At 53.4% G+C, this 22,086-nt stretch carries 21 protein-coding genes; 12 read left to right on the top strand and 9 right to left on the bottom strand.

Annotated elements, in window-relative coordinates:
* Window positions 1–15: 15 nt before the first annotated feature.
* From ACI31J_RS00225 to ACI31J_RS00205, 5 genes are all read left to right on the top strand, one after another.
* Window positions 16–927 carry a proline-specific peptidase family protein gene (locus ACI31J_RS00225; RefSeq protein WP_439772457.1) on the top strand — a complete coding sequence of 304 codons (912 nt, stop codon included), beginning with the start codon at window positions 16–18 and terminating at the stop codon, window positions 925–927.
* 251 nt (window positions 928–1,178) lie between these two features.
* On the top strand, window positions 1,179–3,860 hold the full coding sequence (locus ACI31J_RS00220; protein ID WP_439772456.1) for an HAD-IC family P-type ATPase: 2,682 nt from the start codon (window positions 1,179–1,181) through the stop codon (window positions 3,858–3,860).
* 90 nt (window positions 3,861–3,950) lie between these two features.
* A complete protein-coding gene (locus tag ACI31J_RS00215; RefSeq protein WP_439772455.1) occupies window positions 3,951–4,592 on the top strand; it encodes an HAD family hydrolase in 642 nt (213 codons plus the stop codon).
* Window positions 4,593–4,596: 4 nt separating this feature from the next.
* Entirely contained in the window at window positions 4,597–5,040 is a 444-nt protein-coding gene (locus ACI31J_RS00210; RefSeq protein WP_439772454.1) for a DUF3290 family protein, read from the top strand.
* Window positions 5,041–5,052: 12 nt separating this feature from the next.
* A complete protein-coding gene (locus ACI31J_RS00205; protein ID WP_439772453.1) occupies window positions 5,053–5,688 on the top strand; it encodes a DUF421 domain-containing protein in 636 nt (211 codons plus the stop codon).
* A 75-nt stretch (window positions 5,689–5,763) separates the two neighbouring features.
* Here the strand turns inward: ACI31J_RS00205 and ACI31J_RS00200 are convergent, their stop codons facing one another.
* Window positions 5,764–6,846 carry a DHHA1 domain-containing protein gene (locus tag ACI31J_RS00200; protein ID WP_439772452.1) on the bottom strand — a complete coding sequence of 361 codons (1,083 nt, stop codon included), beginning with the start codon at window positions 6,844–6,846 and terminating at the stop codon, window positions 5,764–5,766.
* Window positions 6,847–6,997: 151 nt separating this feature from the next.
* Here ACI31J_RS00200 and ACI31J_RS00195 point away from each other — a divergent pair, with 151 nt between their 5' ends.
* Together ACI31J_RS00195 and brnQ are read left to right on the top strand one after the other, a co-directional pair.
* A complete protein-coding gene (locus ACI31J_RS00195; protein ID WP_439772451.1) occupies window positions 6,998–8,260 on the top strand; it encodes a DUF2325 domain-containing protein in 1,263 nt (420 codons plus the stop codon).
* Window positions 8,261–8,654: 394 nt separating this feature from the next.
* Window positions 8,655–10,034 carry a branched-chain amino acid transport system II carrier protein gene (gene brnQ / locus ACI31J_RS00190; protein ID WP_439772450.1) on the top strand — a complete coding sequence of 460 codons (1,380 nt, stop codon included), beginning with the start codon at window positions 8,655–8,657 and terminating at the stop codon, window positions 10,032–10,034.
* Window positions 10,035–10,075: 41 nt separating this feature from the next.
* On the opposite strand, the gene ACI31J_RS00185 is transcribed toward brnQ, so the two are convergent.
* The 3 genes from ACI31J_RS00185 to ACI31J_RS00175 form a co-directional block, all read right to left on the bottom strand.
* Complete coding sequence (locus ACI31J_RS00185) at window positions 10,076–10,708, bottom strand: glycoside hydrolase family 73 protein (RefSeq protein ID WP_439772449.1); 633 nt, start codon at window positions 10,706–10,708, stop codon at window positions 10,076–10,078.
* Window positions 10,709–10,780: 72 nt separating this feature from the next.
* Window positions 10,781–11,560 carry a putative ABC transporter permease gene (locus ACI31J_RS00180; protein ID WP_439772448.1) on the bottom strand — a complete coding sequence of 260 codons (780 nt, stop codon included), beginning with the start codon at window positions 11,558–11,560 and terminating at the stop codon, window positions 10,781–10,783.
* A gap of 12 nt (window positions 11,561–11,572) precedes the next feature.
* Window positions 11,573–13,117 (bottom strand): ABC-F family ATP-binding cassette domain-containing protein, encoded by a 1,545-nt coding sequence (locus tag ACI31J_RS00175; protein WP_439772447.1) that lies wholly within the window; start codon window positions 13,115–13,117, stop codon window positions 11,573–11,575.
* Between the two features lie 297 nt (window positions 13,118–13,414).
* On the opposite strand from ACI31J_RS00175, the gene ACI31J_RS00170 reads away from it, so the two are divergent.
* The 4 genes from ACI31J_RS00170 to ACI31J_RS00155 all read left to right on the top strand — a co-directional run bounded on the left by ACI31J_RS00170 (window position 13,415) and on the right by ACI31J_RS00155 (window position 17,326).
* Window positions 13,415–14,374 (top strand): NlpC/P60 family protein, encoded by a 960-nt coding sequence (locus tag ACI31J_RS00170; RefSeq protein WP_439772446.1) that lies wholly within the window; start codon window positions 13,415–13,417, stop codon window positions 14,372–14,374.
* 312 nt (window positions 14,375–14,686) lie between these two features.
* Complete coding sequence (gene trpX / locus ACI31J_RS00165) at window positions 14,687–15,676, top strand: tryptophan ABC transporter substrate-binding protein (RefSeq protein WP_439772445.1); 990 nt, start codon at window positions 14,687–14,689, stop codon at window positions 15,674–15,676.
* The gene (locus ACI31J_RS00160; protein ID WP_439772444.1) at window positions 15,673–16,569 is read left to right on the top strand and encodes an ABC transporter permease; all 897 of its coding nucleotides are present in this window, start codon (window positions 15,673–15,675) and stop codon (window positions 16,567–16,569) included. The genes trpX and ACI31J_RS00160 overlap by 4 nt, the downstream gene beginning before the upstream one ends.
* Window positions 16,562–17,326: an ABC transporter ATP-binding protein gene (locus ACI31J_RS00155; protein WP_439772443.1), complete on the top strand. Its 765-nt coding sequence runs from the start codon at window positions 16,562–16,564 to the stop codon at window positions 17,324–17,326. Before ACI31J_RS00160 ends, ACI31J_RS00155 begins: the two co-directional genes overlap by 8 nt.
* Before the next feature lie 73 nt (window positions 17,327–17,399).
* Here ACI31J_RS00155 and ACI31J_RS00150 read toward each other — a convergent pair whose 3' ends face one another.
* From ACI31J_RS00150 to ACI31J_RS00130, 5 genes are all read right to left on the bottom strand, one after another.
* Window positions 17,400–17,669: a hypothetical protein gene (locus tag ACI31J_RS00150; RefSeq protein ID WP_439772442.1), complete on the bottom strand. Its 270-nt coding sequence runs from the start codon at window positions 17,667–17,669 to the stop codon at window positions 17,400–17,402.
* A gap of 135 nt (window positions 17,670–17,804) precedes the next feature.
* Complete coding sequence (gene trxA / locus ACI31J_RS00145; RefSeq protein WP_439772441.1) at window positions 17,805–18,122, bottom strand: thioredoxin; 318 nt, start codon at window positions 18,120–18,122, stop codon at window positions 17,805–17,807.
* 3 nt (window positions 18,123–18,125) lie between these two features.
* Window positions 18,126–18,881: a TerC family protein gene (locus ACI31J_RS00140; RefSeq protein ID WP_439772440.1), complete on the bottom strand. Its 756-nt coding sequence runs from the start codon at window positions 18,879–18,881 to the stop codon at window positions 18,126–18,128.
* A gap of 33 nt (window positions 18,882–18,914) precedes the next feature.
* Complete coding sequence (locus ACI31J_RS00135; protein ID WP_439772439.1) at window positions 18,915–19,829, bottom strand: RluA family pseudouridine synthase; 915 nt, start codon at window positions 19,827–19,829, stop codon at window positions 18,915–18,917.
* On the bottom strand, window positions 19,830–20,807 hold the full coding sequence (locus ACI31J_RS00130; RefSeq protein ID WP_439772438.1) for a choloylglycine hydrolase family protein: 978 nt from the start codon (window positions 20,805–20,807) through the stop codon (window positions 19,830–19,832).
* Between the two features lie 158 nt (window positions 20,808–20,965).
* Here ACI31J_RS00130 and ACI31J_RS00125 point away from each other — a divergent pair, with 158 nt between their 5' ends.
* Window positions 20,966–21,883 carry a magnesium transporter CorA family protein gene (locus ACI31J_RS00125; protein ID WP_439772437.1) on the top strand — a complete coding sequence of 306 codons (918 nt, stop codon included), beginning with the start codon at window positions 20,966–20,968 and terminating at the stop codon, window positions 21,881–21,883.
* Window positions 21,884–22,086 lie beyond the last annotated feature (203 nt).

Genomic DNA, 22,086 nt, shown 5'->3' with positions numbered 1-22,086 from the left:
AGGAGAGAATGAGATTTGAAACAAGGAACCAAGATTTTAACGCTGGATAACGGCTACCACCTCTGGACCAACACCCAGGGCGAAGGGGATATCCACCTGCTCGCCCTGCACGGCGGTCCCGGCGGCAACCACGAATACTGGGAAGATGCTGCTGAGCAATTGGCTAAGCAAGGACTCAATGTCCAGGTCACGATGTACGACCAATTGGGTTCCCTCTACTCCGACCAGCCCGACTACTCCGACCCCGCCATCGCCAAGAAGTACCTCACCTATGACTACTTCCTAGACGAGGTCGAAGAAGTTCGGCAAAAGCTCGGTCTGGATAACTTCTACCTGATCGGCCAGAGCTGGGGTGGCCTGCTGGTTCAGGAGTACGCCGTCAAGTACGGTCAACACCTCAAGGGTGCCATCATTTCATCAATGGTCGATGAGATCGACGAATACGTCGACCACATCAACGCCTTACGCGAGAAGACCCTCTCTCCACAGGCCGTGGCCTTCATGAAGCAGTGCGAGGCTAATAACGACTACAGCAACCCAAAGTACCAGGAATACGTCCAGGTCATGAACGAAAACTACATTGACCGGCGCCAGCCATCAAAGCTCTACCACTTAAAGGACCTCGGCGGCGACGCGGTCTACAACGTCTTCCAGGGCGACAACGAATTCGTCATCACCGGGAAGCTGAAGGACTGGCACTTCCGCGACCAGCTGAAGAAGATCAAGACGCCAACCCTGATCACCTTTGGGGAACACGAATCGATGCCCCTGGCTACCGGAAAGAAGATGGCCGAACTGATTCCTAACGCTAAGTTCGTCACCACGCCAGAAGGTGGTCACCACCACATGGTCGACAACCCAGACGTTTACTACAAGCACCTCGCCGACTTCATCCGGCAGGTGGAAAATAATACCTTCAACAAGTAATTTTTAACGGCTTCTTTTCCTGCAGAAAAGAAGCTGTTTTATTTTTAAAACGCTTGTGAATTAATTCTTAAAAATACCTTAACTTCGCTATTTCAGCATGTGAAATATGGTATGATATTCTTACGAAAAATAAGAAGGACTGATTAAAGTAAAAAACAATTTGGCTTCACTGATGACGGTTCCTGATGGGGTATTAGTTTCAGGAACCTGGCTCTATTACTACTAAGGATTTTTTGGAAAAAGGGTGAAAAATGAGACAAGATTACCAATTAACAAAGGACGAGATAAAGCAACAATACGGCCTGACAAAGTTCACAGCTGGACTAAGTCAACAGGAGGCCCAGGCGCGGCTACAAAAGAACGGCCCCAATGTCTTGGAGGTCAAGCCCACGCCAAAGTGGAAGATCTTCCTGCGGCAGTTCAACAACATCGTGATTTATATCTTACTGGTGGCAACGGTCTTGACCATTCTAATCGGTCACTACACCGATGCTATCGTTATCGCCGCCGTTGTGGTCCTGAACTCGCTGATCGGCTACTTCCAGGAAACCAGCGCGGCCAACGCCTTGGCAAAGATCAAGGAGATGATGGCTCCGCGGGCGACCGTCTACCGTGACGGTCAGCGACAGGACATCGATGCCGCCAACCTGGTGGTGGGAGATGTCGTCTTCCTTGAAGCCGGGGACAATGTGCCGGCTGACCTGCGGATCGTTTCGGCCGACAATCTCCGAATCGAGGAATCGGCCCTGACCGGGGAAACCAACTCGGTGATCAAAACCGACACGGCCCTCACTGACGACAACGTGCCGTTGGCCGACCGAGTCAACATGGCTTACGCCTCAACCATGGTTACCAGTGGTAGTGGAATCGGGGTTGTGATAGCCACTGCCGAGAACACCGAGATTGGGAAGATCTCCCAGGAAGTGGCTCACATCAAGCAGAAGAAGACGCCGCTGACACAGGAAATTGACCATGTTGGTAAGGTGGTTTCCTACATCACCATCACTGGTTCCGTGATCGTCTTCATCGTCGGCTTCATTCTCCAGATCTACTCCCTGCCTGCCCTGGCGCTGGCCGTGGTTGCCATGCTAGTGGGTTCAATCCCAGAAGGTTTACCAGCCACGACTTCCGTGATTTTGGCGTTTGGGGTTAGCAAGATGGCCAAGAAGTATAAGACCATCATCAAGTCAATGCCGGCCGTGGAAACACTGGGTTCCGTCGACGTCATTGCGACCGACAAGACCGGGACCCTGACCAAGAACGAGATGACCGCGATCGAGCTTTGGGTTGGCGACAATCACTACACGGTTACCGGAACCGGGTACGCCCCAGATGGCCAGATTTTGAAGGACGGTCAACCGGCCGAACTGACGGACCAGCTCAAGCTCTTTGTGGAGGCCGGCTACCAGGCTAACGATACGGTCTTAAGCCAGGAGGATGGCAAGTGGCACATCAACGGGGAACCAACCGATGGGGCCTTCCTGACCCTCTACCACAAGGCCTTTGGTGCCGATTTCAAATCCCCGTACAAGGCCATCGACCTCCTGCCGTTTGATTCCGACTACCGCTACATTGCGGAGCTGACGGCGGATTCTCAGACCGGTCAGCAGGTGATCTTCGTTAAGGGGTCGCCGGACAAACTCTTCGAAATGGCTGCCAAGGAAGACCCGCACTTCGACCTCAAGAAGTGGGAAGGCCGAGTTGACCAATGGTCCAAGCAGGGTAAGCGGGTCATCGCCGTCGGTTACCAGCCAGTGAAGGGTAAGAACCTGATGGAGGTTGAACATGACCACCTCTACCAGGGAATTCACCTCCTCGGGCTGGCTGCCCTGCAGGATGCCCCGCGTGAGGAAGTCATTGCGGCCCTCAAGCAAATGAACCAGGCGGGCGTTTCCGTCAAGATGATCACGGGTGATGACCCACAGACCGCGCGGGCAATCGGTAAGCAGCTCGGCTTGACGAACGGCCCAATCCACGCCATCACCGGCGCTGAGTGGGACGCCTTAGACGAGAAGGACCGGGGTGACGTCGCCATGAATACCCAGGTCTTTGCCCGGACGACGCCGCAGAACAAGCTCGAGATCATCGAGGCCCTGCAGAACAAGCAGCAGGTGACCGCCATGGTCGGGGACGGGGTCAACGATGCTCCCGCTCTGAAGCGTGCCGACATTGGGGTTGCCATGGGAATCAAGGGGACCGACGTGGCCAAGGATGCCGCGGACATGATCCTCGGTGACGACAACTTTGCGACGATGTCTGCCGTTATCAAGGAAGGGCGGCGGATCTATGATAACATCAAGAAGAGTATCCTCTTCCTTCTGCCAACCTCATTCTCCGAAGGGCTGGTGGTGGCCTTCTCCATTCTGACTGGACAGGAAGTGCCATTAATGCCGGTGCAGCTGTTATGGATCAACCTGATCGCTGCCATCACGATCCAGTTTGCCTTCGTCTTCGAACGGGCCGAAAAGGGGATCATGGAGCGTGCACCGCGGCCGGTTACCCAACGGCTGATGAACCGGCACGACCTGATTCAGATGGGGTACGTATCCGCCTTGATCGCGATCTTCTCGCTGATCGGTTACGAGTGGTTCGTGGGCTCCGGTTCTAGTATCACTAACGCTACCACCATGATGATCAACACCATCGTTATCAGCAAGATCTTCTACTTCTTCTCTATCCGGACCGACCAGTACGGTCTGGGCCAGATCAAGTCAATCAGCGGTAAGGCCTGGGGAGTAATCGCCCTCTTGATTGTCTTCCAGTTGATTTTCACTTACGTGCCGTTCATGCAGGAAGCCTTCCACGTTGCGGGGATCAGCCCGCTCGAATGGCTGGCAGTGATTATCATTTCAGCCTTGATCATGTTGTGTACGGAATTTGACAAGCTGATCCGTTTCCAGCGGCAACGCACGACGAATGCGAAATCTAACTAAACTAAAAACGTGGCAGCTCAGCCTTGAGCCACCACGTTTTTTTGCTACAATTGACTTAATAATGTTCATTGAACGAAAGGAAGCTCCCTAATGACGAAGAAAATGCAAAACTTTATTTTTGATATCGACGGTACCCTGATCGACACCCTCGACATGTATATGCCAGCAATGATCCAGACGCTCCGCAAGCACGGCTACCACGTCGCTCCCGAAGACGAAGAAGAAACCATGCACCGCCTGTTCGGGATCACCGGGGTCGACGCCCTGCGAATTTTCGGGGTCAAGGAAGAGGACATTGCTCCAATGGTCAAGGAATGGTTTGCCCTCTCCTACCAGCGTGAGGACCGGACGAAGATCCTGCCCGGCATCCCGGAGGCCTTGCAAGCGCTGGCCGACCAGGGCAAAAATCTGGCGGTTGCCACATCCAAGCTCCAGTCGGAGTACGATCACTTCAAGCAGCAGTTTGCCTTTGCCAAGCTCTTTGATACCGTAATCACCTCGGACGATACCAGCAAGCACAAGCCGGATCCGGAACCGATCCTGGCAGCAATTGACAAAATGGGCGCTGATCCAGAAACCTCTGTCTACGTCGGTGACACCATCAATGACCTCAAGGCTGCCAAGGCCGCTGGGATCAAGTTTGCCGGGGCCCTCTACGGTTCCGCCAATCCGGATGCCATCAAAAACGCGGACTTCCCATTGACCACCCCTGCCGACCTGCTGAAGATCTAGTACTATGACCTTCTACACTGATCACTACCTGGCCACCCACCAGCAGTTTGACACCCTGATCAATTACACGATCATTCTGACCCTCCTCGTCCTTCTGCTCGGGACCCTCCTCTACTACTTCCACCACCAGCTGCAGACTAAGTACCGCGACCTGGGGATCATCATCCTCTTGCTTTTGCTCATCTTCTGCGGCCTCCAGGTGACCAACATGGAAAAGAGCCAGGCGCAGTACTTTCAGTCGACGCAGATGCGCCCCTTCATCCGGGCGGTTGCCCGCGACCACCATCTCAAGCCCAGCCAGGTGCTGGTCAACTCAACGACCCTAAACGATGGGATCATCGTCCGCTTTAAGAAGCAGGACTACCGAGTCAACTTCAGCCCCAATGAGGATAACTATACCCTCACCAGGACCCACGTCGTCGATCATCGCGTCAACATTCAAGACTAGGGAGGCATCCAGATGGATTACGGTTTAATCACAATCAAGTTTATTCTCGGGATGCTCTGTCTAATCCTGCAAATTAACATTCTGGGCAAGGGTCCCCTGGCACCCACCTCCCCGATCGACCAGGTCCAAAACTACGTCCTCGGGGGAATCATCGGCGGGATTATCTACAACAGCAACATCACCGTCCTACAGTTCATCATGGTCCTGCTGATCTGGACGTTGATTGTCTTCGTGGTGAAGTTTGCTAAGGAGCATAATTCTCTGGTCCAGCGGGTCGTCGATGGGCAACCTAAGCTGCTGATCCGCAACGGTCAGGTCCTGGTCAACAACTGCATCCGCGCCGGAATTTCGGCCAACGACCTGATGTTCCAGCTCCGTAGCCGGGGAATCTACGAGGTCAGCCGGGTCAAAAGCGGAGTCTTAGAACAAAACGGTCAGCTCGTGGTAATCGAGAACGATGAGGAAAATATCCGTTTCCCGCTGATCAATGACGGGCGGATCAACCAGGACGTCCTCGAACTGATCCACCATGATGAAGAGTGGGTCAGAAACCAGGTCGCCCAAGCCGGCTATAATGATGTTCGAGACATCTTCTTGGGGGAGTACATCCACGGCCGGTTGCACCTGGTTCCCTACCCCATGAACTGATGCTCCTTCCCAATGAAAAAGGTGTCATTCAGGATTTTAGTTGTCCTGAATGGCACCTTCTTGCGTTTAAAATTACTAATCCTGCTTCTTAAACAGGGCCGCCATCTTGGCAGCCACTTCGGGATCGAGATTATCAGCCAGCGTACTCTCCGTGGACTCTTGCTCTTCTTGTTGGTTCTTGATCGTCTGAGTAAGGTCGTCAATTACGGCCTGCTCCCCAACTTGAACCGGATTGACGGTTAACCGACCACCGGCAGCATCGGCGTGACCACCACCGTTAAAGTACTTTTCGGCAAACTTAGCAACATCCAACTTTCCGTTGCTCCGCAGGGAAACACTGACCGGACTCACAACCAAAGCAGCATCTACATCGGGATTCTGTTCCAACAATTCATGGGCAATCTCGGACTTGTAATCGTCGGCGTAGACCACCCCAAACTTATGCCCCGCAATCGTCGTTTTGATCAGATCCTTGAGGTGACTCTTCAAGTACTTCGTCCGCCGCTCATTTAAGGTATGAATCAACAACTGGTTAGCCTGCTGGTACTTCGGCCAGCCCGCTGCTAAAACATCCTGAACAAACGATTCTGAATCCTGAAGTGGGTAGAACCAAAACAGCTGGTCAAGGTTATCAGCCGCTGTCCGTTCCTCAGCACTCATATCCGGATCATTCTGCCAATCCCAGGTATCATAGGCCCGAATCAGTTCAACCAGGTAAGCCAACTCATCCTGCCGTGAACTCGGCAGGTCATTAAAGTGCAGCTGCTTTTTTAGCCAGTCCCAGACCAGGCTGGTGGCACTCGGGTTGATTTTGTCATCGGCCGCCGTCACACTGTTAGCAGCGTATTTATTACGCAATGCCTCCTCGCTCTCATGGTGGTCAAATACCAGCCAGTGATTGGCGAAGTTGGCGTTGAGCTGCTGGAAGGTGTACTCGCTGTCGGGCGTCATGTCCATGATGTAAACATCCGTGAAGCGACTGGCCTCAGGGGTCCGCATCCAGCGAGCAAACTCATCGTCAATCCGCCCGGCCCCGCAGTTGGTCATGTCAAATTCAACATCGTCAAACATGATCGGCTGGACGGTTTTCAGCAACAGAGGGGCACCGAAGCCATCCAGGTCATTATGGGAAAATAATTTTATCGTTCGTCTTGCCATTCTACTCGCCTCATCCTTATCAAAAGTTTATCCTACAGCCATTATACAGGATTTTTCCGTCGTTTCACTGCCCGGATGACCGTTTGAACTGACATCTAGTGGACATCTTGGTATTATTGAGATAGTCATGAATTGAAAGGAATCGATCAGTATGAAGATTTACGATTATCGGCAAGAATTAATCACCTTGCTTGAAAATACCGGTGCCGACCAGCACAGTCTCCAACAGACCCTGCGCAGTCTCTCCACCGTCATCAATATTCTTAATCACTACGACGAGCCGGTCGCAACCCCTGCTCCCCAGCACGACGAGAAGAAACCCGTTCACCGGCGCTACCAAGCTCGCCAACGCAATGAGCAGCCGATCTCACCCGCGGCGCGCCGGACGCTCCACTCCCTGCTGACGGGGCCATCCAACCAGCCTGGTGAAACTGACGTTCCGCAAAAAACGCCGCGGGTCCATGTTTCAGCGGAACCAGAAGCCCCCAAAGAAATCAGTGCTGAGGAACGGTTAGCGGCCGACAACCTGTACCTGGTTCACCGGAAGCTGAGCGGGGCCGAGATTAACCACCGCTACTACTCAGAGGCCATCCTGCACCAGCTCCACTTCCCCGTTGAAGATGGTGACATCGTTGAACTCGACCCCCACCAGCTGGTCCGCGGGCTGCCTAGCATTCGCCGGGTAACCAGTGACCGCCTCGACGACTACGAACCAGTTAAAATCAACGTGATCGAGTACGCCGAACTGCGGCCGGTGCCCGGCTCCGACGTTCTCCAAATCGCCAACACCATGAAGGGCGACTCCATCCTGGACCAGGCCCCAGCCAACACTGTGGTGGTTGATCCATTCAAGTACCCAGGCCGTGACCTGAAAGCCGGCATGGTTATCGACTTCGCCTACTTCGACCACGGCAACGGCCTCAAGGATGCCAACGCCGGCAGCATCCGCTGGATTCATGAAAAGCAGGATTACGACACCACCCGGCAACCGGCCAAGCCTAAGACCGTCAAGAAAGTTTCCAACACAAAACACGACTACGAAAAGAAGCTTGATTACGACCTCAAGCAGCGGACTGTCCTGGTGATCACCGGGGTGCGTGACAAGGTCCAAGGGCTCAAGCCCGTCATCGCCAAGCACCACGGGGTCTTCCATGGTCTCGATGCTTCAGCTGAAGAGAAGGTTTCCAGCAGCAAACTCAAGCGGGAGATCCGCGATGCCGACTTCGTCATCGTCTGCATCGACGCTATCCACCATCGAATCAGTCAGCTGGCTAACCACCATGCTAAGCGCTACGAAAAACCGCTGGCCATCGCCAACGTGACCTCCAATACCGCAGTAGAACGTGCCGTGGCCCGGGCCCTTAATGGCGACCCGGCCTACGCTGCTTCCAGTGAGAAAATTAGCCAAAATTAAAAAATTCAAATTTCATGTTGACTTTTCTGAGTAAATCATTAGAATAATAAACAACAATTTAATTATTCGATCGCAATGAGAAAGAAGAGTAGCCCAGCAAGCAGCTTCAGCGAGTCCCGTTTTTCGGTGTGAGGGGACAGTTCAGCTTGCCCGGTGAAAATCACTTTCGAGTCCGGTTCTTAAATCCAGTAAGTTCCGGTGGTTACACCCATTATCGTGTCAGCGTATCGCCGAAGATCGGCCGTACGTGGAAGGTACTGTCAGCGATGACGGTACGAACATAGGGTGGTACCACGCTAAGGCGTCCCTTAACCAAAGTAATTTTGGTTAAGGGACTTTTTTGTTGTGATCAAGCAATTATTTCTAATTTTCTATTCTTAGGAGGAAGAGTCTTATGCAAGATCTCACATCACGAAAATTAACGTGGAAACAGTATCTCGTCGTCGCTTCACTGCTCTTTGGTTTGTTCTTCGGAGCCGGGAACTTGATTTTCCCGCTCCACCTGGGTCAACTGGCTGGTGCCCACTGGGGAACCGCCGCCTTGGGCTTCTTAGTCACTGGGGTCCTGCTTCCCCTGCTGTCTGTTCTCGCCGTCGCCGTTACCCGGGCCGAGGGGGTCTATGACATCGGCCGACCGCTCGGTGCTGGCTTTGCCCTGGTATTTATGGTCCTCATCCATGCCACCATCGGTCCCCTCTTCGGGACGCCCCGGACCGCAACGGTATCCTTCACGGTCGGGGTGGCACCGTTTTTGCCTAAGCAATACACGACGGTTGCCCTCTTTGTCTTCTCGGCTTTATTCTTCTTGGCTGCCTTTGCCTTCTCTTACCGTGAAAACAACATCCTGGCCAATGTCGGCAAGGTCTTGAATCCCGTCTTCTTAGCCCTGTTATTCCTGGTTTTCGTAGTTGCTTTTGCTAGCCCGCTTGGTAACCCTGCTGTGGCACCAGTAACGACTACCTACGTCCACCACGCTCTGGTCAACGGCTTCCTTGAAGGTTACAACACGATGGATGCCCTAGCCGGATTGGCATTTGGGGTCACCGTCGTTACGGCGGTTCGCTCTATGGGCCAGCGCCGGGCCAGTGACGTCTCCCGTGTCGTCGCCAAGTCCGGGGTCCTCGCCGTCGCTGCCATCGCCGTTATCTACGTCCTGCTGATCGTCCTCGGGGCAATGTCCCTCGGCCGGTTCAAGGTCTCCGCAGATGGCGGGGTGGCCTTCACCCAACTGGTTAATGCCTACGCCGGTGCCTTCGGTCAGGTCGTCTTAGCCTTCCTGCTGACGGTTACCTGCCTGACGACCGCGGTTGGTCTGGTTGCCGCCTTTGCCCAAGACTTCCACAAGCACTTCCCAAAGGTTAGCTACCACACCTGGTTAGCGCTCAGTTGCCTGGCCTCATTCTTGACCGCCAACTTCGGCCTTGACCAGATCATCGCTTGGTCAACGCCAATGCTGATGTTCCTCTACCCACTGGCAATGGTCCTGATCCTCTTGTCCGTCGCTTCACCGCTTTTCCATCGCGATGGCGTTGTCTACCTCTTTGTGGTCCTGTTCACGGTCGTACCGGCACTCGGTGACATGGTGGTGGCCTTCCCAGCTGTCGTTAGCCAAAGTCAATTTGGCCTCACCGTCGCTGCTTGGCGTGCCCACCTGCCGCTTGCCGCAATGGGACTGTCATGGCTGGTGCCAGCACTTGTCGGTGCGGTGGTTGGCCTGCTCTTCCACTGGTTCCGCCGTCAACGGGTGTCCTCTCCACAGACGGATCTCAACTAAATACTAAAAATGACGATCATCATTTCGGTGATCGTCATTTTTTAGTATTTATCATACTTATTGAGGTCAAACTTTTGAATCGCATAGATCAGCTTGCTTGCATAGTCTGGGTCAGTCGCATACCCATTCTTTTGAAGCTCATAGGCCGCCTGTTTGTAGTTTTTAGCCTTCTGCACCCCGCGGAAGCGCCGGTGATTATCGGCGGTACCGCGTACGATCAGGTAGGTGTGTGACTTGATCGAAGCGCTCCAGCTATCGTAAACCTGAAAGTATTGCTTAACCTCCTTGTTCTTACCGTTGATGTTTTCGGTCGTGTACATCCGCACCCGATTTTTCTTCGAGTTAGCCTTGATTCCAAAGAGATTATTGTACTTGTATGCTAGCTTGCTCCGTCCCCAATTGGACTCGATGCCGGCCTGGGCGATCGTAATGCTGGCCGGGATGTGGTACTTTTGCTGCTCCTGCTGGGCGGCAGGGGCCACCTGCTTGACGAACTGCTTGACAGTGATCTTAGACGAGTGGGTCTCGCGGTGGTGGGTAGTCGTCGGCCGCTCGTTAAATTCAAAGGCTCCCAAGGTGAGGGTAACAACGAGGATGATGCCAAGGGCTGCAGCAATAATTATTGATCGGCGTTTTTTCAAATAAATTCGCCTCCATTCGTTTGGTTCCCTCATTATAATTTTTTCCCAGCAAAAAAGCGAAGTTTTGGTGAGATCTTCACGAAAACTTCGCTTTTTAATCATTAACTATTCTTTCTTCAGCAGGTCCTTCTTCAGTTCATCAAAGTGCTTAGCGTCCAGCACCTTAAGTCTTGGGAAGCTCTTAACCAGCCGCCGTTCATTCCAGTTCAGCCGGTGCAGGTGCAACTCCTCACGTCGCTTTACCAGGTCTGTATGCCAGTTATCCAATTGTTGGATCAGGCCTGGCCGCTCATCAGGCAGGGCACTGGCCAATCGTTGCTTAAGCTTCTCCCGGTAGGCCACCGACCGTTGCTCCCATTGCTGAGTAGTCGTGTGGAAGTGGCGAACGCTGATGATCGTCAGAATCGTATCGGTTCCCATCACTAGGACAACCAAGAGCGCCAGCATTCCGTGCGTATGAGCCTCTTCCCAGTTGATCACCCGTTGGATGAAGGGTTGGATAAACCGGACCAGCAGAACTATCCCGATTCCCCAGAAAAGCGAGATCGCCGGTGCCACCCGACCTTGCAAGTTACCCCAAAGTTTGGAGTAGTCCCAAAGTTTCATGTGAAACACCTTTTCCAAAAACAGGCTCGCCACATATTCAAAGATGGTGGCAACAACAATTCCGACCAAGAATAAGAGTACCAGACTATTTTGAACCCGGTAGGTCGCAATCAGGATCGTGGTCACCGCAAACCCGTACACCGGGCAATAAGGGCCAAATAAAAAGCCCCGGTAGGCGAAGTGATGATCCTTGATTGAGCAATAGAACGTTTCCCATAACCACCCCACTACCGAGTAGGTGAAGAACAGGACAATGATTTCCGAAATAGTATAGGGCATGGTTCCCTCCCGTTATGACTTCAGGCTCAGCTTCTCGACGTTTAAGATCTTGTCCAGCCATCCGGTGTAGAAACTCTCCTCGTGGCTGACCAAGATTAAGTTACCAGGGAATTCTTGAAGGGCCTTCTTCAGCCCTTCCTTAGTTTCATCGTCCAGGTGGTTGGTCGGCTCGTCCATGATTAAGAAATTACATGGGGTCAACTCCAGAATGGCCAGCTTGACCTTCGTCTGTTCACCCCCGGAAAGCAATTGAAGGGGCTTCATCGTATTAGCAGCATTGATTCCTGCCCGGGCCAGCTTCGTCCGGATCGTCCGCGGCTGCATGGTTGGGAACATGTTCTGGATGGTCTGCAACGGTGTCAGCGACGGATCGTCCCAGACCAGGTCCTGATCGAAGTAATTGATCCTAGCCGATGGTGAAAAGGTCGCCGTCCCAGCCAGGGCGGGAATCTTCTTCAAAATCGACTTGATCAAAGTGGACTTTCCAACCCCGTTGAACCCGGTGAAGAGGAGCTTTTCGCCCATCGTCATCGAGAAGGTCACGGGAGCCAGCAGCGGCCGACCGTAGCCGACGGACAGCTTCTCAACCCGCAGCGCGTTGGCCGAACCAGTATTTTCGTACGGGAAATGGAAGGTCGCCTTCAGGTTGTCGGCCGGCGGATCGATCTTCTTCATCCGGGCCAGCATCTTCTCCCGGGACTTCGCCATGGTCGACTTAGATCCCGCCTTGTTCTTGCGAATAAAGCGTTCCGCCTTTTCGATTACGACCTGTTGCTTTTCGTACTCCCGTTCCTGGGCCTCCTTACGTTCTTCCTTCTGGCGCATTGCCTGCTGGAAGCTTCCCCGATACTTGGTGATCTTACCAAATGAAACGTCACAGATGGTGTTCGTAACCTTCTCCAAGAAATCGTAGTCGTGGGAGATGATCATCGCTGCCCCATCGAAGTCGTTGAGGTAGTCGATCAGCCACTCGATATGGGCAGTATCTAAGTAGTTGGTCGGTTCGTCGAGCAGGATGACATCCGGATTTTCCAAAAGCATCTTAGCCAGGATGATCTTGGAACGCTGACCGCCACTCATCTCAGAGACAACATGGTCCTTGCCAATATCAGTCAGGCCCAGCCCGTTCATTACCCGCTCAATCCGGGTCTCAATCTCATAAAAGTTGTTAGCGTCGAGCTTTTCCTGGATCCGTCCCGCCTTGGTCAGCAAGTCATCATCCATCTTGTCGGCGTACTCGGCGTAGTACTTGTTCATCTGGTCGTTTAGCTGGTAGAGTTCCCGAAAGGCCGTGTGCAGGAACTCGATTAGGGTCATCCCCGCCGGAATATCGACGTACTGGTCGAGGTAGCCGATCTTGACACCCTTTTGCCACTTAACGCTGCCGTCGACCGGCAGGACCTTGCTGATCAGAATCTTGATCAGGGTACTTTTGCCGGCCCCGTTTTGGCCAACGATCCCCATATGTTCGTGTTTTTCCAATTGAAAGCTGGCGTCTTCGTAGAGTTTTTTGTCGGCGTAGCTCATCGTCAGGCCTTCAACATCTAACACTGCCATTATTTTCACCTCATCTTATATAAATAAACTGTGATCAATGGTATCACAAAGCGCACCATTCCAGCAATCGGTACTCTTTGTTACAATCTGCTGACAATTTTCATCGTTGTTCTTTCAGATTCTCTTCATATTATTTTCATATTATCCCCATATAGTTAAGATTGTACTAAAAAGATGTACAACGTATTTTAGGAGTGAATTATTATCAAAAAAGCAATTGTATCGAAAACATTAATCGCAACCCTTGGTGCTGCCGGTGCCCTGGCCATCGCTACCGGTGCTAGTGCCGACACCCAGGTGCAGGTCCAATCAGGTGACACCGTTTGGAATTTTGCCCAACAGTACAATTCCACTGTTGACGCTATCGCCCAGCGCAACCAGCTGGCTGACCCTAACTTCATTCAGGTCGGCCAACAGCTGATCATCCCTGACTCCGCTACCAGCGCCGTCAGCCAGGTAACCGGTGATACCGCCGCCGTTGCGGACAACACCGCGGCCGCTAGTGCCACCAGTACGGTTGCCAGTGTTTCTTCAGCAAGCCTGACGAGCACTGTTGCCGCCAGTGATGCTACGGCTGCCAGCGACAGCTCGGTATCCCCGCTAAGTGCTAATTCGATCAACCTGACGAGCGGTAGCACCAGTTCAGTCGACCTCGACCTGGCTACGCCACTGAGTGCGACTATCACCAGCAACCTCGCTGCTGCGACTGCAACCAACACCACCAGTGCAGCCACGAGTCAAACCAGCTACGAAGCCAACTCTGCCGCTGCCCTTCAATCCATGAGCAGCTACGCTATTTCATACGGAACGGTGGAAGAAACGGCAGCCAGCTACAACACCACCGACCAATCAAGCGCGCAACCAGCCCAGACTGCTACTAACAGTGCCAGCGATACTACAAGTGCCAACACTTCAAGCGCCGTGGCCACTGCGAAATCAATGATCGGGGTTCCTTACGTCTGGGGCGGTAACACGCCAAGCGGTTTTGACTGCTCCGGCCTGGTTCAATATTCCTACAACTTAGGCTCAGACTACCGGACCACCTACCAACAGACCAATCTGGGGCAGCACAAGTACGACGTTGAAAACGCCCAGAGCGGGGACCTCTACTTCTGGGGAACGGAAAGTGCTCCATACCACGTCGCCATCGCGGAAGGTAACGGTAACTACATCCAGGCACCAACTCCGGGTCAGAATGTTCAGGAAGGTAATATTCAGTACTACCGGCCAAACTTCTACATCAGCATGAACCAGTAATCATTAGAAAATTTTAATAAAAGCATTGACAGTCTCCCTGTCCTTGGTTATACTAGGTGCAACAAATGACAAGGGAGCAAGTACAATGAACCAATTTCAACTTCACAACGTTAACACTCGTTGGCAAAGCCGGTAATTCGGGTTGTTTCGGCATCGATGCAACCTGAGAGCAGATTGCATCTGTGCCGGCTGAAGTTGGAATGGCATTCAGTCCGCATGGATCCACATGCGGACTTTTTATTTGGCTGACCAAAGCGAGAGTCCTAATGTGGGCCCCCGCTTTTTTGTTTGGAAAGGTGTGAAAACTTTAAGATGAAAAGAATGTATACCTTTATTGCTATTATTTTTGTTTTTCTCGGGGTTGCCTTCTTCACCGAGAACAACCAGCTTAGCCGCCAGCGCATCCCCAAGGTCGGGGTGCTGACGCTGATGCACCACCCGGCCCTCGATCAGATCTACAAGGGTTACGTCGATGAGCTGGCCCGGGAAGGTTACCACAACGGCAAAAATATCAAGATCGAGTATCAAAACGCCAATGGTGATCAGAGCAACCTCAAGACGATGGCCGCCAAGCTCGTGGACGATAACTCCAGCGTAATCTTTGGGATCACAACCCCGGCAGCGCAGGCGGTTGCCAACTCCACCAGCCGCACGCCGATCGTCCTCGGGGCAGTAACGGATCCTAAGGGGGCGGGACTGGTCAAGAACAATCAGCATCCCGGCGGCAATATCACCGGGGTCTCCGATCAGGCGCCGATCAACGAACAGCTCCAGTTGATTAAGGAGTTCATGCCCAACCTCAAGACCCTCGGGGTGATCTACACCTCCAGCGATTCCTCGGCGGTTGCTGGCTACCACCAGATCGTCCGGGAATGCAAGAAGATGGGCATCAGCCTCAAGGCCTACTCCATTGCCAATAGCAACGACCTCAACCAGGTTTCCGAGCAGATGCTCAGTCAGGTCGACGCTGTCATCGTCCCAACCGATAACACGATTGCCGGCGCCATGCAAACCCTCGTCAAGAACGCCAACGCCGCCAATAAGCCGGTCTTCCCGGCGGCCGGTACGATGGTCAAGCAGGGTGGGGTCGCCACTTACAGCGTTAACCAATATGATCTTGGGGTCCGCGGCGCCAAGATGACCGTCGCGATCCTGAAGGGCAAGAAGCCGGGTAACATGCCAATTCAGTTTGTCCACCACGGTGAGCCGGTCTTAAATCTCAAGCAGGCCCGCAAGCTTGGCCTCAACGTTCCTAAGCACTTTGAACACGAAGCAAAAACTGAAGGAGTGATCTACAAATGAATCTCGTCGTTTCCGCAATCGGTCAGGGGCTCTTATGGGCACTCCTGGGCCTGGGCCTCTACCTGACCTTCCGTATCCTCGATTTCTGTGACATGACGGTTGAAGGGACCTTCCCCCTGGGGGCCGCCACCGCGGTGACCGCCATCACCAACGGGGTAAATCCGCTGCTGGCCACCCTGCTCGCCGTCGTGGCCGGGATGGTTGCTGGGTTGATCACCGGCCTGCTTTACACTAAGGGAAAGATCCCCAGCTTGTTGGCTGGGATTCTGACCATGACCGCGATCTACTCCGTTAATCTGCGGATCATGGGCAAGTCCAACATCTCCCTGCTGGGCCAGCCGACCCTCTTTAACGGCGCTCTCCGCAATCTTCCCCAGTATTTTGACAGCGTGACCCTTGGCCTGATCGTCATCGTGATTGTCACCATCCTGATGGTCCTATTCTTGGCCACCGATTATGGTCAAGCCTTCATTGCCACCGGGGACAACCCAACGATGGCCAAGTCTCTGGGAATTCACACCGATAAGATGGTAATCATCGGGCTGATGATCTCCAACGGGATGGTCGGTCTCTGCGGGGCATTGATCGCGCAAAACAACGGTTACGCCGACATCAACATGGGGATTGGGACCATCGTCATCGCCCTGGCATCAATCATCATCGGTGAAGTGGCTTTCGGCGAACTGACCTTGAACCAGCGGCTGGTGGCCGTGACCCTCGGCAGTATCATCTATCGGATTATCCTGCTGGCAGTGCTCCAGCTCGGCTTCTCCGCAAACGATCTCAACCTGATTTCATCCATTGTCCTCGCCATCTGCATGATGATCCCGCAGTTTGAACAGCGGCTCAACATCAAGAAACCTATTCTGAAGGGAGTCCGGCCACATGAATAAACCAATTTTGGAACTTAAAAACGTACAGACCCTAGTAAATAAAGGGACTGCCAACGAAACAATGATCTTAAAGGGGATCAACCTCCAGATCAACGCCGGGGACTTCATCACGATTGTCGGAACTAACGGGGCTGGGAAGTCGACCCTCTTCAACGTAATTGGCGGGAACCTGCGGGCCGACAACGGCCAAATTCTCCACAACGGCCAGGACATTACCCGAACCAGCGAGGAAGACCGGACGGCCTTCCTCGCCCGGGTCTTTCAAGACCCCAAACTCGGCACCGCCCCCCGGATGACCGTTGCCGAAAACATGTTCCTGGCCACCAAGCGTGGTGAACGCCGGCACCTGGTCCTCCGGAAGCTCAAGTCCAACATGGCCCGCTTCACTAAGCTGGCCGCGACAATGAACAACGGGCTGGAAAACCGGATGACTACTGCGACCGGAGCCCTCTCCGGTGGGCAGCGGCAGGCGCTCAGCTTTTTGATGGCCACCCTGAAGCGGCCGGACATCCTGCTCTTGGATGAACACACGGCGGCACTGGACCCGCACACCAGTCTGAACCTCCTGCACGCTACCAATGAACGGATCACCCACGACCACCTGACCGCCCTGATGATCACCCACCACCTGGAAGATGCCCTCACCTACGGCAACCGGCTGATCGTCCTCAAGGATGGTCAGATTAAGGCGGACTTCTCGGGAGCAGAAAAGCAGGCCCTGACCGTCGACCGGCTGTACCAATACTTTGAGGATTAATCAGAAAAGGCCCGCGCTGAGTAATTTCCAGCGCGGGTCTTTTCTATCATTTAGTGCATTATTTTAATTCAAATCAGGCCACCTGCCACTTATCAAGGCGGCGAAGGTTGGTCCGAAAGCCTTCCGCAGCCCGGTGGATCCACCTGCCAAAGAACGTCTTTCCCAGGCTTAACGGCCGCGACTTCTCCTCCCCGTACTCGTTGAGGTAGAGGTTGCCGTACCGGTCCAGGTAACCAAACCGGTGGTGATCGATCTCAAAAACGTCGGCACACTCCCCGGTCTTCTCCTGGTCAATCTTGACGTGGTTGTTCTTCATGATGGTCATCAAATCCTTGCTTGTCATTACTTCACCGCTCCCTTCTTATTTCTATTGTAGGTCGCAATTTGATAAACGTTAAATAATTCAATTCTCAAAATAACACAAAAAGCCTTCAGTAGCACACTACCGCTGAAGGCTTTTCATTAATATTCAAAACAATTATTCCGCAATTTTACGCTCAAAGTAGTGGGCCAGCTTGGCTTCCGGGTAGACCCCCGTCACCTTTTCCTTGGCCTGCCCGTTGCGGAACAGGACCAGGCTCGGGACACTCATGACGTGGTAACGCTGGGCAATCTCCTGGTTGCCATCCACGTTGAACCGGACAAACTTGATCCGGTCACCGTATGTCTGCTCGAGCTTCTCCATGATGGGATCCATCATCTTGCAGGGACCACACCACGGGGCCCAGAAGTCAACGACCGTCAGCGGGCCGATCACCTGCTGGTCAAAGTCGGTCGCCGTCGCCTCAATTGCCATCCGTTATTCCCCCTTCTGCTTAGGCTTACGCCGAACAAAGTGGATAATAATTGTCAAGACGAATACTGCCAGCATGAACATCCCGAAGATGTCGGCCGGAATCTCAACGTCAATGGCCGGAATCGTCAGGAACAGCTTGATTGCAATGATAAAGATCAGCACGTAAGCCATCGGTTCCAGCTCCGGAATCTTGCGCATCAAACGCATGATAATCTCCGCGACCCCTCGCATGCAGGCAATCCCGATCAGGCCCCCAATCAAGACAATCACCGGATTCGGTGAAATTGCCAGTGAGGCCAGTACGGAGTCCACGGAGAAAATGATGTCCATGAATTCGATCTGGGCCACAACCGACCAAAAGCGTTTCCGCCCCGTCAGGCTGGTGGCCCGGTTGCGGACCTTACGCATCGGTCGCTTGCCAAAGAATTTATTGTGGAAGAAGCGGTAGACCAGATACATCAGGTAGGCAGCCCCGATGACCTTGATCTCCCAGAAGTTGATCAGGTAGGTCCCCACCCCAATGATCAGGAAACGAAAGAGGTAGGACCCCCAGATTCCGTAGAACAATGATTCTTCTTGTTCCTTTAACGTCGGTAGTACTCGTGTTTGGGCAGCTAAAACGACCGCATTATCGACCGACAGCAGACATTCAATCATTACCAGTGAAAAAATAATGAGCCAGTCCTGGCCGGATGTGATGACAGTTGCCCAGTTATGTGGATCAAAGAACGGTCCATATAACTTCTCTAAAAGTGACAATTAGTGTCCCCCTTTGAATAAATTTTTATCTACCTAACTCAACTTGTATTTTACCAGATATTTTTCGAAATATGTTGGTCGAGGGGCCACTATTTTTAGTTTTTGAAAAGTGAACGGGACTACCAACCGCTGGCATTCCCCATGAAGGAGCATCTGTTCAGCAGAAGCCCGGTTGTAAATCGGGTCCCCGACGATCGGGTGCCCACTGTGGGCAAGGTGAACCCGGAGTTGGTGGGTCCGCCCCGTTGCCAGTCGCAACTGAACCAAAGAACGTTGGTCGTTCGCAGCCAGGCTCCGGTAATAGGTTCGAGCCGGCTGGGCATGCAGACCATTCACCGCCCGCCACCGCGGATCCTCGGGGTCCCGTCCAATCGGCCAGTCCCAGCATCCGGTCCCTTCCAGGCGCCCTTCGACCACCGCTACGTATTCCCGGTGAATCCGGCCATCGGCAATCAGCCGGTTCAGGACCGGAACGACAATCGGGTTTTTGGCAACAATCATGGCGCCGCTGGTCTGGAGGTCTAGGCGGTGCACCATGTAGGCCCCGTCGTTGCTCCCAGCCAAGTAGCCAGCCACGTCGTTCATCACCGTCCCGGTTTCCCCTTCCTCGTTGGGGTGGCTCTTCTGCCCCTGCGGCTTGTTGACTACCAAGAGGTCCCGATTCTCAAACAGGACGGTCAGGTGGGGATCTTCGGTGGGGCGGTAATCGTTGGCAGCCGGGGTGCGTACCTCATCCCCGACGAAGAACATCTCCACCCGGTCCCCAGCAGCAACCGGCTCATTAACCGGCTGGTAGCGGCCATTTACTAAGACGTGCTGACGCCGACGCAGATAATGAATCAGCCGGTCGGGTAGCAGCCACTGTTGATGCAACAGGTCCCGTAGCGAACACGTTATTTGATCTTCCGGCAGTGTTTCGGTGAGGTGCCAGCGAATCGTTTCAGACATCTACTTCACCTCCCGGACAGTCAGCCGATCCGGCACGTGATAGACCTTAGGCTTGGTCCACTCGAGCATGTCGTCGGTCAGCTGGAGTTTGGTGATATCACCCCGGTGGTAGGACTGGAAGTAGTAGCTACGACTCTCTGCTACCGTTACGGCCCGATAAACGGAGTAGGTCCGCTGGTGGCGCCGATTCTGCGGGACAGTCACACTGTCCAGCAGGTGCCATTCGCTAATCAGGCCGGTTGCCTCATCGGCCGGGACGTCAGACCGTTCCTTCAGGTAGGCCGCCCGGACGAAGCGGGCGCTTGGTGAGTAGTAACCAGGCGGGTTGGTCTTCCCCGAAAGCCGACCAGTCGTTACCCGGGGGGTATTGAGCGGTACCCGACCGTGCTCAAATTCTGGGGTGAATTCCACGTAACGTTCCATCTGGGCTAGCTGTCGGTCAAAATCTGGACTATTGGTCACCACTCCGAGGGGATTGTCGATCACCTTCAGCGGGGTCTGACTCGGCTCAACCACCACAATCCGGCCGGTGCGATCGGCCAGGGCAAAGTGGAGCTCCGGGTTCCCGTACTTGGTATCACTATTCTGCTCACTCATCAGTTCCACCTCATCCAGGTGGTTAATTAGATCTTGCACCGACCGGAAGTTGCCGAGCACCCAGAAGATGAATTCGTAAGCGGCCAGCTGCACCTTACCGGCCCGACGCGCATCCTGGTAGCGGGCCCCGTTGTCAAAGGTCAGTTTCTGCGCCATCAGGCCGTGCTCATTAACCCCGTCCGAGACGTCAATCCGGTCGGCAGACAGACTGCCCCCGCCGACCATCGCATATCGGTTCTCATACACCCGGTGGTCGAAGGCGGTCGCCCAGCGAAAGTGGCGCGGTACGAAGAGGGGCGAGACGGCCAGGACCGGCCAGTCCATGGTACGGGCCAACAGATGCGTGTGGTCGCGGGTCACTTGATAGATACTGGTACACATTACAGCTCATTCCTCCCATCAAATATTTTCTCTATTCTAATTTATTTCCCGGGAAATACGCCAGCATTTTACCTTGCCTTGCTAGGCCGCCTTTACTTTTCCGGGCAAAAAGAGTTGAATAGTAAGTATAAGATTGTGAAAGAAGAAGGTGAATTGCGTTGTTGAGTACCGAAGAAATTAACGACCGCAGTAAATGGATCAGTGTTTTCGAACCACTCCCCCGTGAGCGTGAAGACCTGATCAAGAAGTATGAGGTTACCAAGGAACTGCTTGACTACGCAATTGACCCCTACGAAAAGGCGCGGGTCGAAGTTGACCCGGACGCTGGGGTAACCCTGCTGATCTTTGACGTCTACGTGCCCACCCACGCCGTCACCGCTCCACAGACCGCTCCGATCGGGATCATGCTGACGACAAACAACATCATCACCTTCACCAACGCTAAGACCAACTTCGTCAACGGAATCATTGCGAACCAATTGCGGATCCTGAAGCGGCGGGCTCCGATCACCGACAAACTCAACCTGGTCTTCCCGATTCTTTACCGTCTGTCCACCAACTACTTTGGTCCCCTGCGACGGGTGGACCAGCAACGGCAGCAGATTCAGCGCAACCTGCAACGGCGAACGGGACGCAAGGCGATCAGTGAGTTCATGGAAATTGAAACCGGCTTGGTCTATATTCTGACCTCGCTCAAGGGGAATGTCTCCCTGCTGGAGGAATTCAAGCGTCGCTATGCTCCCAAGATGTCGACCCGGCAGAATAACGACCTTGATGACGTCATTGTCGAAGCACAGCAGGGGCTGGAAATGGCCCAGATGACCTCGGATGTTTCTGAACGGGTCTCCAATGCCTACAGTAAGGTGATCGACAGTGACCTGAACCAGACGATGAAGTATCTGACCATCTACTCCATTGTCCTCTCGGTCCCGACTATCGTCTCTGGCTTCTATGGGGAAAACGTCAAACTCCCCCTCGCCAATGGCCAGTATTCATGGGTGTTCACCATCATCATCACCCTCATTTTGATGGCAATCTCAGCCATCTTCATGGTCAGCCGGCATTGGTGGAAATAAAACAAAAAGCTGGGAAAAGCAGCGCACTCCGACTTAGGCACTAGGAGCGTGATTGCTCTATGAAAAGTTAAGAACAAACGAGGGGCTGAGAAAAAGCAAAAGTTTTTCTCAGCCCCTCGTTTGTTCTAGACAATTAAATTAAAAATGACCGCTGACGTCGTGATCAGAGAACGAATGGGGATCCGGCATAAACGAAATATCGA

The organism is Limosilactobacillus sp. (genome assembly GCF_051873075.1).
Classification (GTDB): Bacteria; Bacillota; Bacilli; order Lactobacillales; family Lactobacillaceae; genus Limosilactobacillus.
The sequence above is the reverse complement of the archived record's forward strand: the minus strand, read 5'-3'. Positions and strand labels throughout refer to the sequence as shown.

Excerpts from the sequence above, each read along its gene's own strand:
- ACI31J_RS00195 (WP_439772451.1), top strand. The coding sequence starts at position 6,998 with ATGAAGATTTACGATTATCGGCAAGAATTAATCACCTTGCTTGAAAAT.
- ACI31J_RS00185 (WP_439772449.1), bottom strand. The coding sequence starts at position 10,708 with ATGAGGGAACCAAACGAATGGAGGCGAATTTATTTGAAAAAACGCCGA.
- ACI31J_RS00175 (WP_439772447.1), bottom strand. The coding sequence starts at position 13,117 with ATGGCAGTGTTAGATGTTGAAGGCCTGACGATGAGCTACGCCGACAAA.
- trpX (WP_439772445.1), top strand. The coding sequence starts at position 14,687 with ATGAAAAGAATGTATACCTTTATTGCTATTATTTTTGTTTTTCTCGGG.
- ACI31J_RS00155 (WP_439772443.1), top strand. The coding sequence starts at position 16,562 with ATGAATAAACCAATTTTGGAACTTAAAAACGTACAGACCCTAGTAAAT.
- ACI31J_RS00130 (WP_439772438.1), bottom strand. The coding sequence starts at position 20,807 with ATGTGTACCAGTATCTATCAAGTGACCCGCGACCACACGCATCTGTTG.
- ACI31J_RS00220 (WP_439772456.1), top strand. The coding sequence starts at position 1,179 with ATGAGACAAGATTACCAATTAACAAAGGACGAGATAAAGCAACAATAC.
- ACI31J_RS00200 (WP_439772452.1), bottom strand. The coding sequence starts at position 6,846 with ATGGCAAGACGAACGATAAAATTATTTTCCCATAATGACCTGGATGGC.
- ACI31J_RS00150 (WP_439772442.1), bottom strand. The coding sequence starts at position 17,669 with ATGACAAGCAAGGATTTGATGACCATCATGAAGAACAACCACGTCAAG.
- brnQ (WP_439772450.1), top strand. The coding sequence starts at position 8,655 with ATGCAAGATCTCACATCACGAAAATTAACGTGGAAACAGTATCTCGTC.
- ACI31J_RS00215 (WP_439772455.1), top strand. The coding sequence starts at position 3,951 with ATGACGAAGAAAATGCAAAACTTTATTTTTGATATCGACGGTACCCTG.
- ACI31J_RS00210 (WP_439772454.1), top strand. The coding sequence starts at position 4,597 with ATGACCTTCTACACTGATCACTACCTGGCCACCCACCAGCAGTTTGAC.
- ACI31J_RS00160 (WP_439772444.1), top strand. The coding sequence starts at position 15,673 with ATGAATCTCGTCGTTTCCGCAATCGGTCAGGGGCTCTTATGGGCACTC.
- ACI31J_RS00205 (WP_439772453.1), top strand. The coding sequence starts at position 5,053 with ATGGATTACGGTTTAATCACAATCAAGTTTATTCTCGGGATGCTCTGT.
- ACI31J_RS00135 (WP_439772439.1), bottom strand. The coding sequence starts at position 19,829 with ATGTCTGAAACGATTCGCTGGCACCTCACCGAAACACTGCCGGAAGAT.
- ACI31J_RS00180 (WP_439772448.1), bottom strand. The coding sequence starts at position 11,560 with ATGCCCTATACTATTTCGGAAATCATTGTCCTGTTCTTCACCTACTCG.
- trxA (WP_439772441.1), bottom strand. The coding sequence starts at position 18,122 with ATGGCAATTGAGGCGACGGCGACCGACTTTGACCAGCAGGTGATCGGC.